The sequence below is a fragment of the Yersinia sp. SCPM-O-B-9106 (C-191) genome (assembly GCF_026183365.1).
In the GTDB taxonomy this organism is placed as follows: domain Bacteria; phylum Pseudomonadota; class Gammaproteobacteria; order Enterobacterales; family Enterobacteriaceae; genus Yersinia; species Yersinia rochesterensis.
The window spans coordinates 675046-693539 of record NZ_CP110791.1; the positions used below are offsets into that span (position 1 = coordinate 675046).

The following is an 18494-nucleotide window of genomic DNA, read 5'->3' on the forward strand; positions in this document are numbered from 1 at the left end:
TAAGATGTGTGGCCCAGAGCAGGGCGGCCTAAAAGTAGAATTTCAAACTATGTCTCCAAGTGAATACGCACTGGAAGTTGCGAAAAGACGTACTTTCGCCATCATTTCCCACCCCGATGCCGGTAAAACCACTATTACCGAAAAAGTGTTGTTGTTCGGCAACGCCATTCAGACCGCCGGTACAGTAAAAGGCCGTGGCTCCAGCCATCATGCCAAATCTGACTGGATGGAAATGGAAAAGCAACGCGGTATTTCCATCACCACTTCTGTGATGCAGTTTCCTTATGGCGGCTGTTTGGTGAACTTGCTCGATACCCCAGGGCATGAAGACTTCTCCGAAGATACTTACCGTACTTTGACCGCCGTTGACTGCTGTTTGATGGTGATTGATGCGGCTAAAGGGGTCGAAGACCGAACCCGCAAGCTGATGGAAGTTACCCGCTTGCGCGATACGCCGATCCTGACTTTTATGAACAAGTTGGACCGCGATATTCGCGACCCGATGGAAGTGCTGGATGAAGTGGAGCGCGAGCTGAGAATTGCTTGCTCGCCAATTACTTGGCCGATTGGTTGCGGTAAGTTGTTTAAAGGGGTTTACCACCTTTATAAAGATGAAACCTATCTGTACCAGACCGGTAAAGGCCACACCATCCAGGAAGTACGCATTGTTAAAGGGCTGAATAACCCGGATCTGGATATTGCCGTAGGTGAAGACTTGGCTAAACAGTTCCGCCAAGAGCTGGAGCTGGTTCAGGGGGCATCTCATGAGTTTGATCATGAAGCTTTCCTGTCGGGCGATTTAACCCCGGTATTCTTTGGTACAGCATTAGGTAACTTTGGTGTCGACCATATGTTGGATGGCCTGGTTGAGTGGGCACCAGCGCCAATGCCACGTAAAACTGACACTCGCGAAGTCGTGGCTGCTGAAGAGAAATTCACCGGTTTTGTCTTTAAAATTCAAGCCAATATGGATCCGAAACATCGCGACCGTGTGGCTTTCTTGCGCGTGGTTTCTGGCCGCTTTAACAAAGGCATGAAACTGCGCCAGGTGCGCACCAAGAAAGATGTGGTGATTTCAGATGCATTGACCTTTATGGCCGGTGACCGTTCCCACCTTGAAGAAGCCTATGCAGGAGATATTATCGGCCTGCATAACCACGGTACCATTCAGATTGGTGATACTTTCACTCAAGGTGAAGATATGAAGTTCACCGGTATTCCGAACTTTGCCCCTGAATTGTTCCGCCGTATTCGTCTGCGTGATCCATTGAAGCAGAAGCAGTTGCTCAAAGGATTGGTTCAGTTGTCAGAAGAGGGCGCGGTGCAAGTGTTCCGTCCCCTGACCAACAATGATCTGATTGTTGGCGCTGTTGGTGTGTTGCAGTTTGAAGTGGTTTCTTCACGGCTGAAAAGCGAATACAACGTGGAAGCGGTGTATGAATCCGTTAACGTATCAACCGCGCGTTGGGTTGAATGTGACGATGTGAAGAAATTCGAAGAGTTTAAACGTAAGAATGAGGTTAACTTGGCATTGGATGGTGGTGATAATTTGAGCTATATCGCGCCAACCATGGTTAATCTTAATATTACGCAAGAGCGCTATCCGGAAGTTCGTTTCCGTAAAACGCGCGAGCATTAATCAAGCCGCAAGCTGCATTCTATCGGGGTACTCCGTGCCCCGATTCATAAATTTTCCTCATTATTACCTCTCTAAGATAACTCCTACTTAATAGCAATATTCTGATTTTAGGGCGATTCCGACAGTAGTTCTCTTGGGATGCTCTATCTTTATAGGTACCGGCAGGACAGGCTTGTACTAAATTCGAGTCAGTTAACCTGCAATAATCGTAAAGTATTCATCAAATGTCCGCCCATATAAGGTGGCGTAAGAATCCGAAATCTGGGGGCGTTATTCCGGTTTTTGGATTCCAAACAAAAAGGAAGAAATCGATGACAAACACAAAATTTGCTCGTTCAATGATGGCTGTTGTTTTAGGTACCGCACTGATAAGTGGTAGCGTGTTCGCTGAAGAAACGATGCTTAATAAGGCTGACAACGTTGTGGACAGCGCCGGTGCGAAACTCGATAGCTCGATGAAGAAAGTCGATAATTACATGGGTGACAGCGCCGCAACAGCTAAAGTAAAAAGCGCATTGCTGGAAGAGAAAACCCTTAAAAGCACTGATATCTCAGTTGAAACCAACCATGGTGTGGTGACGCTGACTGGTTTTGTCACTTCTCAAGCTGAAGCTGAAACCGCAGTTGATATCGCCAAAAATGTTGAAGGCGTTAAATCTGTCAGTGACAAGTTACATGTGAAAGATCAGAAAACCCAATCAGTTAGCGAATATGCTGGTGATGCGGCAACCACCAGTTCAATTAAAGCCAAATTACTGGCAGATGACATCGTACCGTCACGTAAAGTTAAAGTAGAAACGACTGATGGCGTGGTGCAATTGTCCGGTAATGTTGAGAATAAAGCTCAGGCCGAACGTGCCGAAAGTATTGCTAAAGCCGTTGATGGCGTAAAAAGCGTTAAAAACGACCTCAGCATCAAGCCTTAATTATTACCTGGCTGATGAGTATTTCGTGGGGCAACAATATAGCCCGCGAAATACTCGTTAATAAGTCAGTTAGTCAGCCAAATAACTTATCCAATAAATCCAAATAATACGACTTCTGTCAAATACGCTACTGTTAAATAGACAGAAGAGTTAAAGAGTGATTTTTGAACGTGAGTTTACGAAGTCATTTTTTCAAACGGGAAGGAGAAGCTTATGTTTCGCTGGGGCATTATATTTCTGATTATTGCACTAATCGCGGCAGCATTAGGTTTTGGTGGGTTAGCCGGTACAGCAGCTTGGGCCGCAAAAGTTGTTTTTGTCGTCGGTATTATTCTATTTCTCATCAGCTTGTTTACAGGACGTAAACGCCTTTAGACCGGGGCGAGGGTTACAGTACAGGCAAGAAGAGGTATCCTCAACACCTGTTGTAACGGAATTAAGGATGGATGGTGGGATACAGAATACCTATCACGCTCGGCAATATAGAGCCACTCGCCTATAAACCATACCAACCCGGTAAAATGGCATTGGTTTGCGAGGGGGGCGGGCAGCGGGGAATTTTTACAGCCGGTGTGCTGGATGAATTCCAGCGCGCCCGCTTTAACCCTTTTGATCTGATGATTGGCACCTCCGCTGGCGCACAAAATCTCTCTGCTTTTATCTGCGGCCAACCTGGCTACGCGCGCCGTGTCATTACCCGTTACACCACCACTGCCAACTTCTTCAATCCACTGCGTTTTGTTCGTGGTGGGCACCTGATTGATCTCGATTGGCTGGTGGATATCACCTCCCAGCAATTGCCGCTGGCGATGGATCAAGCCGAACAGCATCTACGTGAGGGCCGCGAGTTTCTCATGTGCGCTTGCCGCAGTGATGATTTCGAACCTACCTATATATCCCCCACTCGAGAAAGTTGGTTGCCGGCAATTAAAGCCTCCAGTGCTATTCCGGGTTTATATCGTCAAGGGGTTGATTTAGATGGCGTTAGTTATCTGGATGGCGGTATTAGTGATGCTATCCCGGTCGAAGAAGCTTATCGCCGTGGGGCCGATACAATAGTGGTCATCCGCACTGTACCTTCGCAGGCTTATTATACGCCGCAATGGATGAAGCGGATGGAGCATTGGCTGAGTGAAAGTAGCTTGCAGCAATTGGTGCGAATTATGCAGCAGCATGAGCAGAGTTATCATCGTATTCAGCAATTTATTGAAAAACCGCCGGGTGACTTGCGCATTTTCGAAATTTTCCCGCCTAAGCCGCTGGCCAGTAATGCTTTAGGGAGCCGGATCCCTGCGTTGAATCGTGATTATCATTTAGGGCGTCGTTGTGGCCGTTATTTTCTGGCCACTGTCGGCCACTGGTTGCTGCCTCGGGATCAGTTGGCTCAGTCTGAAATCCACGGTGAGAAAGCTTCGATTTCTCTTTCTCGTCGAATTATTCAGCCGCAAGATATTAACCAACCAGATATGACCGAGTTGATTGATAATGATGATTTTTCATTTGATGTCATTCAATCGCCGGATATTACCGCGCCAGCCGACGCCGCAAAAATCTCACATCATGCTCTTCCGCCACAGATGACAGTGGCAGACAGTGGGCTGATTATTCCGGCAGCGACACGGAGCAAAAAGAAGTCACTGCAAGCGGAGGTTATCTTGCCGCCGGATGATGTGGCGAGAACCAAAGGTGATAGCGCGTAATGGCATTGATTAGCGGGCAAGTGTCGAATGTCATCGATACACATTATTTTATCGATACATCCTATTTTATCGATACACACTGCCATTTTGATTTTCCGCCCTTCAGCGGCGCGGAAACGGTCAGCTTAATGAGTGCGGCAGCGGCGAATGTCCGGCAAATTATTGTGCCCGCCGTCAGTGCGAATTATTTCCCACGTATTCTCGAGTTGGCGGCTAACTATCCGCCATTATTTGCCGCGCTGGGTCTGCATCCATTATATATTGCGCAGCATCAGGAAGCTGATTTAGCCACTCTGGCCACAGCGCTGGCGGATAAAACAGAAAAACTGGTGGCGGTGGGGGAGATTGGCCTGGATCTCTATATGGATGAGCCGCAGTTACCACGCCAATTGGCATTTTTAAACGCCCAGTTGAAGCTTGCCAAGCAGCATGATCTCCCGGTTATTTTGCATTCGCGCCGTTCGCATGATCAACTGGCCTCAGCATTGCGTAAAGCTGCGGTACCACGCACGGGGGTGATACACGGTTTTGCGGGCAGTTTAGCGCAGGCACAAGCATTCATTCGCTTGGGTTATTACATTGGTGTGGGCGGAACCATCACTTATGAACGGGCGCAGAAAACGCGAAATGTCATGGCTGAATTACCGCTGTCTACATTATTACTGGAAACGGACGCGCCGGATATGCCTCTCGCCGGTTTTCAGGGCCAACCTAATCGGCCAGAGCAAGCAGCTAATGTGTTCGCTGCATTGTGCCAGCTACGGCAAGAAGCACCAGAAGAGATTTCTGCTCACCTTTTGCACAACAGTCAGCGCTTATTTCAATTGCCGCCAGCCGATAAATCCGCACGCTAATTTTGGATTTCACTGAATAAATCGCACTAATAGTTAGCGAGCTACACTTTGCTTGCTACTTTAATGTGATCCCTGTCACGATAATTACCTTACGGTTACTTTTAGTTGTGTTTATTTGTGACCGAGATTGTTTGAACGCCAGATCATGCCGGTATAATCCATCCCACATTATTTTAATACAAATCATTAACAGGATTATCAGCATGCTCATGAGTTTGGTCGGAATGGCAGTACTGATATTAATAGCTGTAATTCTTTCAAGTAATTTTAGGGCGATTAATATCCGCACTGTAGTTGGGGCGTTTATTCTCCAGGTGGCTATCGGTGCGCTGGTGTTATATGTACCGCTAGGGCGTCGTATCTTGGGCGGGATGTCCGAAGGTGTCGCGAATGTTATTGCTTATGGCAATGAAGGGATTTCATTTATGTTTGGCGGTTTGGTTTCCGACAAAATGTTTGAAGTCTTTGGCGGCGGCGGTTTTGTATTTGCCCTGCGAGTATTGCCCGTTATTGTCTTCTTCTCTTCATTAATTGCCGTTTTATATTATCTCGGCGTGATGCAATTGGTGATTAAAGTATTAGGTGGTGGGCTACAAAAGCTGCTAGGGACTTCGCGTACTGAATCTCTTTCTGCAACGGCCAATATTTTTGTTGGACAAACAGAAGCTCCGTTGGTTGTGCGCCCCTATATTGCCACCATGACGCAATCTGAATTGTTCGCAATAATGTGTGGCGGTTTAGCTTCAGTCGCCGGTTCGGTATTAGCCGGTTATGCGCAAATGGGCGTGCCGCTGGAATATCTGATTGCCGCCTCCTTTATGGCCGCACCCGGTGGGCTGCTATTCGCAAAATTAATGGTGCCAGAAACTGAAACAACCCGCGATAATGTGGATGCGGCCACCTTAATTGCTGAAGATGACCGGCCGGCTAACGTCATTGATGCTGCGGCGTCGGGCGCGGCTTCCGGTCTGCAACTGGCACTGAATGTTGGGGCGATGTTACTGGCCTTTATTGCCTTGATTGCATTGCTAAACGGCATTCTCGGTGGGATTGGCGGCTGGTTTGATTATCCACAACTCTCTATGGAGCTTATCCTCGGCTGGGTGTTCTCACCTATTGCCTATCTGATCGGTATTCCCTGGAGCGAGGCGATGGTGGCTGGTTCCTTTATCGGCCAGAAGATTATTGTGAACGAATTCGTGGCATTCATGAATTTCGGTCAGTATCTACAAGCCGAAGAGTTGGTGCGCGCGGCTGGTTTACAGGTACTTTCTGACCATTCGAAAGCCATTATCTCCTTTGCATTGTGTGGTTTTGCCAACTTGTCTTCTGTCGCCATTTTGTTGGGTGGATTAGGCAGTATGGCACCGAACCGCCGCCATGATATCGCGCGTTTTGGCCTGAAAGCGGTGGCCGCAGGGACTCTGTCTAATTTGATGAGTGCCACTATTGCCGGTTTCTTCCTGGCCCTGTAATTTTGCCACAGGGCCGTCTTGATAAGATGGCCCATAATCCTGCGTATTTCTGCCCATAAGCTATCCTTGATGCAAGTGGGCATTTACTGGCATAAAGCCATAAATCAGGTTATTTTGTGATTCCAATCACATATAATCTCGTTTCGTTACAAGTTACTATTGATTAGTGTGAATCCGAACACATCTCATGTGCTGATAACGTGTTCAAATAGAGCGATACACAATAGATTTCAAGACGCAGAAAGGCGGCAAAAGAGAGAGTCCCGATGAACTTACATAGGTAAGTTATTCGGGTGAGCGAGAGTAGCCAACACATCTGCGACTTGAAAGATGAAGAGTATATAAGTTAGTGCGGTGAGATGGATCTCAATTGCCACCCATACGGGGCTATCTTCAAGGAACCAAGTCCGCTCGCCAACGTATTGAGCCAGAGCTATACCCTAAATATTCGAGTTGCAGGAAGGCGGCAACTGAGCGAATCCCCAAGAGCTTACAGCAGTAAGTGACTGGGGTGAACGACGGCAGCCAACGCACATGCAGCTTGAAGTATGACGGGTATATACGGCTCATAAATAAATGCTCAGCTTTGGCAAGGTGCCGGGGCTGAAATAGTGTTGGAGAGTTTTATGACCGATTTAACCGCCTGTGCGAATCTCAACGGCTATGCCAAACGCGCACTGAGTTTGATGGATTTAACCACCCTGAATGATGACGATACCGACGATAAGGTTATTGCTCTGTGTCATCAGGCTAAAAGTCCTGCCGGTAATACCGCGGCAATTTGTATTTATCCTCGCTTTATTCCTATTGCGCGTAAAACATTACGTGAACAGGGAACACCTGAAATCCGCATTGCCACGGTCACCAATTTCCCTCACGGCAATGATGATATTGCCATCGCTCTGGCGGAAACCCAGGCGGCGATCGCCTACGGTGCTGATGAAGTGGATGTGGTTTTCCCTTACCGCGCCTTAATGGCGGGTAATGATAAAGTCGGCTTTGAACTGGTGAAACAGTGCAAAGAAGCTTGTGCAGCGGCCAATGTGCTGCTGAAAGTTATCATTGAAACCGGTGAGTTAAAGCAAGAACATTTGATTCGCCAGGCTTCCGAGATTGCTATCAAAGCCGGGGCAGATTTCATTAAAACCTCCACGGGTAAAGTGCCGGTAAATGCCACGCTGGAAAGTGCCAGTATCATGATGCGCACCATTCGTGACTTGGGCGTGGCGAAAACCGTGGGCTTTAAACCGGCGGGTGGCGTGCGTACTGCGCAAGACGCGGCGGAATTCCTACAGCTGGCTGATCAATTAATGGGTGAAGGTTGGGCTGATGCGCGCCATTTCCGTTTTGGCGCATCCAGTCTGTTAGGTAGCTTATTGACGACGTTAGGTCATCAGAGCAACAGCAAAACCACCGGCTACTAATCATTATCTCAGTCATTGAACTGAGCAGATGCACTGCGGGCTATGTTGTCCGCTGTGCCGCTTTTATTTCATAAGCAGGGGGATACCTTGTTTCTCGCACAAGAAATTATCCGTAAAAAACGCGACGGCCAGGCACTGAGCGAAGAAGAAATTCGTTTCTTTATCAATGGCATTCGCGATAACGTGGTTTCCGAAGGGCAAATTGCTGCTCTGGCGATGACTATTTATTTCCATGATATGAGCATGCCCGAACGTGTGGCGCTCACCATGGCAATGCGCGATTCGGGCACAGTTCTGAACTGGAAAAGTTTAAATCTTAACGGCCCGATTGTGGACAAGCACTCCACCGGCGGCGTGGGTGATGTGACTTCCTTGATGCTCGGCCCAATGGTGGCGGCTTGCGGCGGCTATGTACCAATGATTTCGGGCCGTGGTTTGGGCCACACCGGCGGGACTTTGGACAAACTGGAAGCTATCCCCGGTTTTGATATTTTCCCCGATGACAGTGCATTCCGCAAAATTATTCAGGATGTCGGCGTCGCCATCATTGGCCAAACCAGTTCACTGGCACCGGCAGATAAACGTTTTTATGCAACGCGCGATATCACCGCCACGGTGGATTCCATTCCGCTGATTACCGCCTCTATTCTGGCTAAAAAGCTGGCTGAAGGGCTGGATGCGCTGGTAATGGATGTCAAAGTGGGGTCGGGTGCATTTATGCCGACTTATCAGCTATCTGAGGATTTAGCCAAGGCCATTGTCGGTGTCGCGAATGGGGCGGGTTGTAAAACTACCGCGCTGCTGACCGACATGAATCAGGTTTTGGCTTCCAGCGCCGGTAATGCGGTTGAAGTGCGTGAAGCGGTGCGCTTCCTGACGGGTGAATATCGCAATCCGCGTCTGCTGGAAGTGACCATGGCGCTGTGTGTCGAGATGCTGTTGTCCGGTGGTTTGGCGCAAGATGATGCCGATGCCCGTGCTAAGTTGCAAACTGTATTGGATAACGGCAAAGCGGCGGAAATCTTTGGCCGCATGGTCGCGGCGCAAAAAGGCCCGAGCGACTTTGTCGAGCGTTATGACAGTTATTTACCCGCCGCGATGTTAAGCAAACCGGTATTTACCGAACAGTCAGGAATCATCACTGCCATGGATACCCGAGCATTAGGTATGGCCGTGGTTTCTCTCGGCGGTGGTCGCCGCCGGGCAACTGACCCGATTGATTACAGTGTGGGCCTTACCGATATGGCCCGTTTGGGCGCTACTGTTGATGGCCAGCAGCCATTAGCCGTGATTCACGCCAATAATGAAGATGACTGGCAGCAGGCGGCTGATGCGGTGCGGGCAGCAATCACTCTGGGCGACAAAAAGCCAGAAGAAACCCCGGTAATTTATCGCCGTATCACTGAATAAACACCCTATTTAAAGGTGCCGCACAGCGTGTGAACCTATGCAGGAGAAAATGATGAAACGTACATTTATTATGGTATTAGACTCATTTGGTATTGGCGCGAGTGCTGATGCTAAGAAATTTGGCGACGAAGGAGCCGATACACTGGGCCACATCGCCGAGGCCTGCGCCCGTGGCGAAGCTGATGTCGGCCGTAGCGGCCCATTGAAGCTGCCGAACTTGAGCCGCTTAGGGTTAGGTAAAGCCGCCGAAGAATCTACCGGTAAATTCCCGGTAGGGCTGGATAAAAATGCAGACATCATTGGCGCTTATGGGTATGCCAGCGAATTATCTTCTGGCAAAGATACTCCATCGGGCCACTGGGAAATTGCCGGTGTCCCCGTCTTGTTCGATTGGGGTTATTTCAGTGATGTGGAGAATAGCTTCCCACCAGAATTACTGGAAAAACTGGTCAAACGCGCCAATTTGCCGGGCTATTTGGGTAACTGTCACTCTTCTGGCACCGTGATTCTTGATCAACTGGGCGAAGAGCATATGAAAACCGGGAAACCGATTTTCTATACTTCTGCGGACTCAGTATTCCAGATTGCTTGTCATGAAGAGACTTTTGGCCTCGATCGCCTGTATGAACTGTGCGAAATCGCCCGCGAAGAGCTGACTGAAGGCGGCTACAATATTGGCCGTGTGATTGCGCGCCCATTCATCGGCGATAAGCCCGGTAACTTCCAGCGTACCGGTAACCGCCATGATCTGGCTGTTGAACCGCCAGCGCCAACGGTGTTGAAAAAACTGGTAGAAGAAAAGAGCGGCGAAGTGGTTTCTATCGGTAAAATTGCCGATATCTACGCCCACGTCGGGATCACGCAGAAAGTGAAAGCTACTGGTCTGGATGCTCTGTTTGATGCCACCATCGAAGAGATGAAAAAAGCCGGTGACAACACCATAGTTTTCACTAACTTTGTTGATTTTGACTCTTCTTATGGTCACCGTCGCGATGTTGCGGGTTATGCCGCCGCGCTGGAATTGTTTGACCGCCGTCTGCCAGAGTTGATGGCGCTGGTAAAAGAAGATGACATTTTGATCCTGACTGCTGACCATGGTTGTGACCCAACTTGGCCGGGCACCGACCATACTCGTGAGCATATTCCGGTCTTGGTTTACGGCCCGAAAGTGAAACCTGGCTCATTGGGGCATCGTGAGACATTTGCTGATATTGGGCAGACGGTTGCCAAGTATTTCGATCTTTCCCCAATGGATTACGGGAAGAATATGCTTTGATTGCCGATGGATAGTTCGGTAATATAAATTTTAATTATATGATTTTTAAGGAAAATAATTATGGCAACGCCACATATTAATGCTGAAATGGGTGATTTTGCTGACGTTGTACTGATGCCAGGGGACCCGCTGCGTGCGAAATTTATCGCCGAAACTTTCCTGCAAGATGTACGCGAAGTGAACAATGTGCGTGGCATGTTGGGTTTCACTGGCACCTATAAAGGGCGCAAAATTTCAGTCATGGGTCACGGCATGGGTATCCCATCTTGCTCCATTTACACAAAAGAATTGATCACTGATTTTGGCGTGAAGAAAATCATCCGTGTGGGGTCCTGTGGTGCGGTTCGTGCTGACGTTAAACTGCGCGATGTGGTTATTGGCATGGGCGCTTGTACTGATTCCAAAGTAAACCGCCTGCGCTTTAAAGACCACGATTATGCGGCGATTGCTGATTTCGACATGACTCGCAATGCTGTTGATGCGGCAAAAGCGAAAGGTCTGAATGTCCGTGTGGGCAACATCTTCTCTGCGGATCTGTTCTATACACCAGACCCACAAATGTTTGATGTGATGGAGAAATACGGCATTCTGGGTGTGGAGATGGAAGCGGCTGGTATCTATGGTGTTGCTGCTGAATTCGGCGCGAAAGCCCTGACTATCTGCACCGTGTCTGACCATATCCGCACCGGTGAGCAAACCACCGCCGCTGAGCGCCAGACCACGTTCAATGACATGATTGAGATTGCATTGGAATCTGTTTTGCTGGGCGACAAAGAGTAATTTATTACTGAGTTTTTCTCTTCAGCGGCAGAACTCTCTGCCGCTGAATCTATTTATCATCCGGTTTCTTATCATCCGGTTTCTTGTCTGACTCCGCCGTTTCATCCTCACTTTCATCTTCTTTCACTGGCGTATTGGCGGTCAGTAGATAGGGCGATTGCTGCCAGCGGCTACGGCGACCTTGCAGCAAGGTGCGAGCCAGAATAATGCCGACAGCCAACGCCACCAGTATCATCAGCCGCAGTAAATTGGTGGTATTATCCACTTGCTTGGATTCTGTGGCGAGCACGTGGGTGTCGAGCGTCATGCGCAGAAACCCGGTTGGCCCACTCTTCCCAGGAATTAATTCCACAATCTGGTGATTGAAATAACTGCCAGGGCGCTTACCATCCAAAGCCAGTCTGTCACGAACTTTGACATTCTCTCCCGCGCTGGCAACCAAAGTACCGTCAATCTGATATACACTGGCATCCAATATGCGGCTTGACTGAGTCAATTGTTGCAGAATTTCATCGACTTTCTGGCTATCAATATCATCATCACTGGTATCCATCAGCGGCGACAGGCTGAAAGTGACTTGTTTTGCCAACGTTTTTGCCAGCTCTTCAACCTGCTCCGAGCGGGCGAGTTGATGGCTGAGGCTGAAATAGGATGCACCTTGCATAAGCAAAACCAATAATGCCAGGCAAATCAACACAATGGCGGTGCGGTGCAATCGGAATTTTAATTTAGCCTTAGCCATGCAGGTTCCTTGCCGTATTTGATGACTTTATGTTGCCAGAAGCAAGGGCGATAGGATAGCTTGATGCGTCCTTTTGTCTTGCCTTTACCCCGTTTTTTACAGGAGCCATTCATGTCTAATAGTCTGACCTATTGCGATCTTCCCGCCGAGATCTATCAATGGCCGGGTCTGCCACTTTCACTCAGTGGCGATGAAGTTATGCCGCTGGATTATCGTGCTGGTCATACAGGTTGGCTGTTGTACGGCAGAAAACTGGATAAAAAGCGCATTACTGATTTCCAACGTCAACTGGGCGCGGCAATGGTGATTGTCTCTGCCTGGTGTGTGGAAGATTATCAAGTTATCCGTTTGGCGGGTAGTTTGACTCCGCGCATTAAAACGCTGGCCGATGAAAGCGGGCTGGATGTGGCTCCCTTGGGCGCGATTCCGCATTTGCGCACACCGGGCCTGTTAGTGATGGACATGGATTCCACCGCCATCCAAATTGAATGTATTGATGAGATTGCCAAGTTGGCCGGTGTTGGTGAAGAAGTGGCAGCGGTCACGGAGCGCGCGATGCAAGGCGAGTTGGACTTCTCCGCCAGTTTGCGCCAGCGCGTCGAGGCCCTGAAAGGGGCGGATGCCAATATTCTCAAACAGGTGCGTGACGAACTGCCATTGATGCCGGGGCTGACCAGCTTAGTGTGCAAGCTTCAGGCGTTAGATTGGCATGTGGCAATTGCTTCCGGCGGTTTTACCTATTATGCCGAATATCTGCGCGATAAACTGCGGCTGGTCGAAGTGGCCGCCAATGAGCTTGAAATCAAAGACGGCAAACTGACGGGCAAAGTGCTGGGGCCGATTGTCGACGCGCAATACAAAGCCGACATCCTGCTCAAGCTGGCCGAAAGATTGAATATCCCGGTGGCGCAAACCGTGGCAATCGGTGATGGTGCCAACGACCTGAAAATGATGAAAGCCGCCGGTCTGGGTCTGGCTTTTCATGCTAAACCAAAGGTTTATGCCAAAGCAAAAGTAGCTATCCGCCACGGCGATTTGCTGAGTGTGCTGTGTATCCTGACCGGCAGTCTAAAGCGTGACGAAAAATAACTGCAGATGTTGATTATTTGATTGAGGTGAAACGTGGCTAAAGCACCAAAACGGGCATTCGTCTGTAATGAATGTGGCGCTGATTACCCGCGCTGGCAGGGGCAATGCAGCGCCTGTAATGCCTGGAATACCATTACCGAAATTCGGCTGGCGGCGGCGACATCCTCGACCCGCAATGAACGTTTTGGCGGCTATGCCGGTGATGCCGGAGTCAGTCGGGTTCAGAAATTATCCGACATCAGTCTGGACGAATTACCGCGCTTCTCAACCGGTTTTCTTGAGTTTGATCGGGTGCTGGGCGGCGGCGTGGTGCCCGGCAGCGCCATTCTGATTGGCGGCAACCCCGGTGCGGGGAAAAGTACTCTGCTGCTGCAAACACTGTGTAAACTGTCCGAAACCATGAAAACCCTGTATGTCACTGGCGAAGAGTCATTGCAACAGGTGGCGATGCGCGCGCACCGTCTAGGATTACCCACTGCCGGGCTGAATATGCTGTCTGAAACCAGCATTGAGCAGATTTGCCTGATTGCCGAACAAGAACAACCGCGGCTGATGGTGATCGACTCCATTCAGGTGATGCATATGGCGGATATCCAATCATCACCGGGCAGTGTGGCGCAAGTGCGTGAAACCGCAGCTTATCTTACCCGTTTTGCCAAAACTCGCGGGGTTGCCATCGTGATGGTAGGCCACGTGACCAAAGACGGTTCGCTGGCGGGGCCGAAAGTCTTGGAGCACTGCATTGACTGCTCGGTGATGCTCGATGGCGACGGCGACTCACGTTTTCGCACCTTGCGTAGCCACAAAAATCGCTTTGGCGCGGTCAATGAATTGGGCGTATTCGCCATGACCGAGCAAGGTCTGCGCGAGGTCAGTAACCCGTCGGCGATCTTCCTGAGCCGAGGGGATGAAGTGACGGCGGGCAGCTCAGTGATGGTGGTGTGGGAAGGGACGCGCCCATTATTGGTCGAGATTCAGGCGCTGGTGGATCACTCGATGATGTCGAACCCGCGCCGGGTGGCGGTCGGGCTGGAGCAGAATCGGCTGGCAATTTTACTGGCCGTGTTACACCGTCATGGCGGTTTGCAGATGTCGGATCAAGATGTATTCGTCAATGTGGTCGGCGGTGTGAAAGTGACAGAAACCAGTGCCGATCTGGCCTTGCTGATGTCGCTGGTTTCCAGTTTGCGTGACCGCCCACTGCCACAGGATTTAGTGGTCTTTGGCGAGGTCGGGCTGGCTGGCGAAATTCGCCCGGTGCCCAGTGGTCAAGAGCGTATTTCCGAGGCCGCCAAGCACGGTTTTAAACGCGCTATCGTGCCTTATGCCAATATGCCGAAGAAACCGCTGCCTAATATGCAGGTTTTCGGGGTGAAAAAACTGGCCGATGCGCTGGCGGTGTTGGAAGATTTATAGCGCTCATTAATTATATACATCAATGAGGTTTATTTTTATGGATGAAAATTTGGGTAAGCGGTACAAAATCACTTTTGCTATTCTTTGTTTATCTTTGTTATCTTCGTGTGCAACAAAAAAAGAACAGCAATTATTAGTATACAAAATCAATGATGAATATTTTTCTCTGGATAAAGAATGTGTTGAACGCGTATACCTGCGCGAAAACAGGCCTATATTTTATTTAAATGATAATGTAATTATAGAACTGGATAACAAAAAAGAGTGTGTGCAACAATTCGCTGATTTTTTCAGTTTGAATATTGGTGAACAAGTACATACTTCATTTAATGGATACGACATAGCGCCTGCTGCTAGAATAATGACTGCAATGCCCTTTGACAGTGGGATCCTTTCTCAGGGAGTTACTAAAAGGGAGATAGCATTAGAGATAGTCAAGGGATATGCTCAATAAAAAATCCCGTGGTGTTTATATAAATGAATTTCATTATTTATAAACATAAATAAGCCACGGGATTTTATTTTACTTAATAGTTAACTCTAATGACCTGACCGACAGAATGACTTTTAAATCGTATTCTGTCTGTCCCGATACCACTCGCTTTAATCTGATAATTACCAGGCCCCATAGTAAAAACCTGCTCAAGATGCGATTCTGTCGTGTATTCTATTTCCACATCAAAAGATGAGGGCGTATCTGACTCCGTGTCAAAACTCACGGTGTAAACAGTGCTGCTACTAGAATGGCTATCTAAATTTACCCACGGCCCTCAAAATAATGGTGCGGCCCATGCTTGTACTGTTGACATATGAAACTCCTTTTAAATTATTATCGCCATACATGGCTGATATAATTGATTTAAACTACATGGATATATACCCGTCATACTTCAAGCTGCATGTGCGTTAGCTGCTCTCGCTCACCCGAATCACTTACCTGAGTAAGCTCATCGGTATTAATGAGCCTCATCCTTGAGGCTCACCCTGCGGGCTAGCATAAATGCTGTTCAAATCGGTTCCCGACCGATTTGTCTCTCAATTGCCGCCTTACCGCAACTCGCATTATTTAGGGTATAAAAATAACTTATTTATCGGATATATAATTAATATATTTCCTCTTTGACATATATAATAAAATACTTATCGCATATCACCGTTCTAGAATGGCGAAAGAAATAATTGCACATCACTCTCCAGTTTCGCATAATCATTTTTATTGGTTAGACCTTGTATTGTTAATATATAAAGGCCGTAGCAATATTTAATGATTAAATGCAAGGGGGATGAATCAATATGAAATGTATTAAAAACCTATGTCTTTTATATAAACCAGAAACACTCATAAGAAACAGTAAGCTGCATGTGTCCAGAAACTCGAATTACTTTGATTATAGTCGTGTTCATTTTGCCGCATACTGTGTTATTTTTGTTTAGTGCGCTAAACAAGGAGGCGGTATGCTGCAATTCGACTATCTCAAAACAGCAATTAAGCAAAAAGGCTGTACTTTACAGCAGGTGGCTGATGCCAGCGGCATGACCAAAGGTTATTTAAGCCAGCTACTCAATGACAAAATCAAAAGCCCCAGTGCACAAAAGCTAGAAGCCCTACACCGCTACCTTGAGCTGGAATTTCCGCGCCGCGAGAAAAAAGTCGGCGTAGTGTTTGGTAAATTTTACCCACTGCATACTGGCCATATCTATCTTATTCAGCGCGCTTGTAGCCAGGTTGATGAGCTGCATATTATTCTTTGCTTTGATGAACCCCGTGATCGCGAGTTGTTCGAGAACAGTTCTATGTCGCAGCAGCCGACAGTCAGCGACCGCTTGCGCTGGTTATTACAAACTTTTAAGTATCAGAAAAATATCCATATTCATTCATTTGACGAGCATGGTATTGAGCCTTATCCCCATGGTTGGGATGTCTGGAGCCACGGCGTCAAAAAGTTTATGAATGAGAAAGGCATAGTACCGAACTTCATTTACTCCAGCGAAAGCCAAGATGCGCCGCACTATAATGAGCAGTTTGGCATTGAAACTATTCTGATTGATCCGCAGCGCTCCTTTATGAATATCAGTGGCCGCCAGATCCGCCGTGATCCTTTCCGCTATTGGGATTATATTCCGACCGAAGTGAAGCCCTTTTTCGTGCGCACCGTGGCGATATTGGGGGGCGAATCCAGTGGAAAATCCACCTTAGTCAATAAGTTAGCAAACATTTTCAACACCACCAGTGCGTGGGAATATGGCCGTGACTATGTTTTCTCTCATTTGGGCGGCGATGAGATGGCGCTGCAATATTCCGACTATGACAAAATTGCACTGGGGCAGGCGCAATATGTTGATTTTGCGGTAAAATATGCCAATAAAGTAGCATTCATTGACACCGATTTTGTCACCACGCAGGCATTTTGTAAGAAATATGAAGGGCGGGAGCACCCATTTGTCCAGGCGCTGATTGATGAATATCGCTTTGATCTGGTGATTTTGCTGGAAAACAATACGCCGTGGGTGGCTGATGGTTTGCGGAGCTTGGGTAGTGACCGCGACCGCAAATCTTTCCAGACCTTACTCGAGCAGATGCTACGCAGCAATAACATCGAATATGTCCATGTTGAATCGGCGGACTACGATACGCGCTTCCTGCGCTGTGTTGAACTGGTGCAACAGTTATTGGCCGCCGATTTGCAAAGACTTGCCCGCCCCTCAGTATTGACTGAAGCGCGGGAAGGGTAGGATCATTAATAGGCAATCACGATTTTACCCTGCATATGCCCGCCTGCGACTTGCGCGTGGGCAGCTTTCAAATTCTCAACCGTCAGGCCATGCAGTGTTTCACTCAGAGTACCTTGCAGTTTACCCTCATCCACTAACTGACTGACTTGCTTTAAAATTTCCCCTTGCTGGGCAATATCCGGCGTCGAGAACATGCTACGGGTGAACATAAATTCCCAATGCAGGGCGGCGCTTTTCAGCTTCAATTGATTCTGATCCAGCGGTTTTTCGTTTTCCACAATGGTACAAATTTGCCCCAGCGGCGCGATCAATTCACTGATAGCGGGCCAGTGCCCGTCGGTATCATTCAGGCAAAGAATATAATCAACTTTATCGATGCCCTCTTTTGCTAACTGCGCTTTCAGGTCGCGGTAATCCACTGTCAGGTCGGCACCGCGTTCAAGACACCAGGCGGCTGACTCTGGGCGTGATGCAGTCGCAATCACTTTGACCGGGCTGCGCAAGGCCGCCAGAGGGATTGCCAGGGAGCCAACGCCACCGGCTCCACCAATAATTAGCAGACTTTGATCCGCGCTAGCCTGTTGAATTTTCAGGTGTTCGAACAGCGCTTCCCACGCGGTGATGGCGGTTAGCGGCAGGGCGGCGGCCTGTGCCCAATTCAATGAGCGCGGCTTATGGGCGGCAATGCGGGCGTCGACCAACTGCTGAGTGGCGTTGCTGCCGGGGCGGGTGATATCACCGGCATACCAAACTTGGTCACCGACACGGAAACCGGTGACTTTCTCACCCACACTGACCACCACACCGGCGGCATCCCAACCCAGAATGCGCGGCTGTGGCAGACCATTTTTCTTCAGACCGCCATGAACCTTGGTATCCACCGGATTGATGGAGGCGGCTTTGACCTCAACCAGCAAATCAAATGCGCCGGGCGTGAGGGAATCTAAAGTGATTTCAATAAAATCAGCGGGTTGTTGCGGATTTACCGCAATAGCTTTAATTGACATGGTGATTTTCCTGCTCCTGTTTA

Annotated in this window: 17 protein-coding genes; 14 read left to right on the plus strand and 3 right to left on the minus strand. The window is 48.7% G+C overall.

The features are described 5' to 3' along the window. Positions 1 to 49 precede the first annotated feature (49 nt). The 10 genes from prfC (at position 50) to deoD (ending at position 11484) form a co-directional block, all read left to right on the plus strand. Positions 50 to 1639, plus strand: coding sequence for a peptide chain release factor 3 (gene prfC / locus OP863_RS03040; protein ID WP_038639837.1), 1590 nt, complete (start codon positions 50 to 52; stop codon positions 1637 to 1639). Positions 1640 to 1950: 311 nt separating this feature from the next. Continuing rightward, complete coding sequence (gene osmY / locus OP863_RS03045) at positions 1951 to 2565, plus strand: molecular chaperone OsmY (protein WP_145588686.1); 615 nt, start codon at positions 1951 to 1953, stop codon at positions 2563 to 2565. A gap of 213 nt (positions 2566 to 2778) precedes the next feature. After that, positions 2779 to 2940 (plus strand): DUF1328 domain-containing protein, encoded by a 162-nt coding sequence (locus OP863_RS03050; RefSeq protein WP_011191683.1) that lies wholly within the window; start codon positions 2779 to 2781, stop codon positions 2938 to 2940. 71 nt (positions 2941 to 3011) lie between these two features. Further along, positions 3012 to 4265, plus strand: coding sequence for a patatin-like phospholipase family protein (locus OP863_RS03055; RefSeq protein WP_265525883.1), 1254 nt, complete (start codon positions 3012 to 3014; stop codon positions 4263 to 4265). Then, positions 4265 to 5119: a TatD family hydrolase gene (locus OP863_RS03060; RefSeq protein WP_145588689.1), complete on the plus strand. Its 855-nt coding sequence runs from the start codon at positions 4265 to 4267 to the stop codon at positions 5117 to 5119. Before OP863_RS03055 ends, OP863_RS03060 begins: the two co-directional genes overlap by 1 nt. 203 nt (positions 5120 to 5322) lie before the next feature. After that, complete coding sequence (locus tag OP863_RS03065) at positions 5323 to 6594, plus strand: NupC/NupG family nucleoside CNT transporter (RefSeq protein WP_072089064.1); 1272 nt, start codon at positions 5323 to 5325, stop codon at positions 6592 to 6594. A gap of 626 nt (positions 6595 to 7220) precedes the next feature. Then, positions 7221 to 8018 (plus strand): deoxyribose-phosphate aldolase, encoded by a 798-nt coding sequence (deoC, locus tag OP863_RS03070; protein ID WP_050113630.1) that lies wholly within the window; start codon positions 7221 to 7223, stop codon positions 8016 to 8018. An 87-nt stretch (positions 8019 to 8105) separates the two neighbouring features. Continuing rightward, complete coding sequence (gene deoA / locus OP863_RS03075) at positions 8106 to 9428, plus strand: thymidine phosphorylase (RefSeq protein WP_145591833.1); 1323 nt, start codon at positions 8106 to 8108, stop codon at positions 9426 to 9428. Positions 9429 to 9480: 52 nt separating this feature from the next. Then, positions 9481 to 10704 (plus strand): phosphopentomutase, encoded by a 1224-nt coding sequence (gene deoB, locus OP863_RS03080; RefSeq protein ID WP_038636504.1) that lies wholly within the window; start codon positions 9481 to 9483, stop codon positions 10702 to 10704. Between the two features lie 60 nt (positions 10705 to 10764). Next, positions 10765 to 11484, plus strand: coding sequence for a purine-nucleoside phosphorylase (gene deoD, locus OP863_RS03085; protein ID WP_038636501.1), 720 nt, complete (start codon positions 10765 to 10767; stop codon positions 11482 to 11484). 49 nt (positions 11485 to 11533) lie between these two features. Here the strand turns inward: deoD and OP863_RS03090 are convergent, their stop codons facing one another. After that, on the minus strand, positions 11534 to 12226 hold the full coding sequence (locus OP863_RS03090) for a YtjB family periplasmic protein (protein ID WP_145588698.1): 693 nt from the start codon (positions 12224 to 12226) through the stop codon (positions 11534 to 11536). 111 nt (positions 12227 to 12337) lie between these two features. On the opposite strand from OP863_RS03090, the gene serB reads away from it, so the two are divergent. Genes serB through OP863_RS03105 form a run of 3 tightly spaced genes read left to right on the plus strand, consistent with a single transcriptional unit; the run spans position 12338 to position 15185 of the window. Beyond that, complete coding sequence (gene serB, locus OP863_RS03095; protein WP_265525884.1) at positions 12338 to 13315, plus strand: phosphoserine phosphatase; 978 nt, start codon at positions 12338 to 12340, stop codon at positions 13313 to 13315. A gap of 33 nt (positions 13316 to 13348) precedes the next feature. Next, entirely contained in the window at positions 13349 to 14731 is a 1383-nt protein-coding gene (radA, locus tag OP863_RS03100) for a DNA repair protein RadA (protein ID WP_038636492.1), read from the plus strand. 37 nt (positions 14732 to 14768) lie between these two features. After that, complete coding sequence (locus OP863_RS03105) at positions 14769 to 15185, plus strand: hypothetical protein (RefSeq protein ID WP_145588700.1); 417 nt, start codon at positions 14769 to 14771, stop codon at positions 15183 to 15185. Between the two features lie 73 nt (positions 15186 to 15258). Here OP863_RS03105 and OP863_RS03110 read toward each other — a convergent pair whose 3' ends face one another. Next, entirely contained in the window at positions 15259 to 15450 is a 192-nt protein-coding gene (locus OP863_RS03110; RefSeq protein ID WP_265525885.1) for a colicin Z C-terminal domain-related protein, read from the minus strand. Between the two features lie 736 nt (positions 15451 to 16186). Here OP863_RS03110 and nadR point away from each other — a divergent pair. After that, complete coding sequence (gene nadR, locus OP863_RS03115; protein WP_038636487.1) at positions 16187 to 17464, plus strand: multifunctional transcriptional regulator/nicotinamide-nucleotide adenylyltransferase/ribosylnicotinamide kinase NadR; 1278 nt, start codon at positions 16187 to 16189, stop codon at positions 17462 to 17464. A 5-nt stretch (positions 17465 to 17469) separates the two neighbouring features. Here nadR and OP863_RS03120 read toward each other — a convergent pair whose 3' ends face one another. After that, positions 17470 to 18471, minus strand: coding sequence for a zinc-binding alcohol dehydrogenase family protein (locus tag OP863_RS03120; protein ID WP_038636484.1), 1002 nt, complete (start codon positions 18469 to 18471; stop codon positions 17470 to 17472). Between the last annotated feature and the right edge of the window lie 23 nt (positions 18472 to 18494).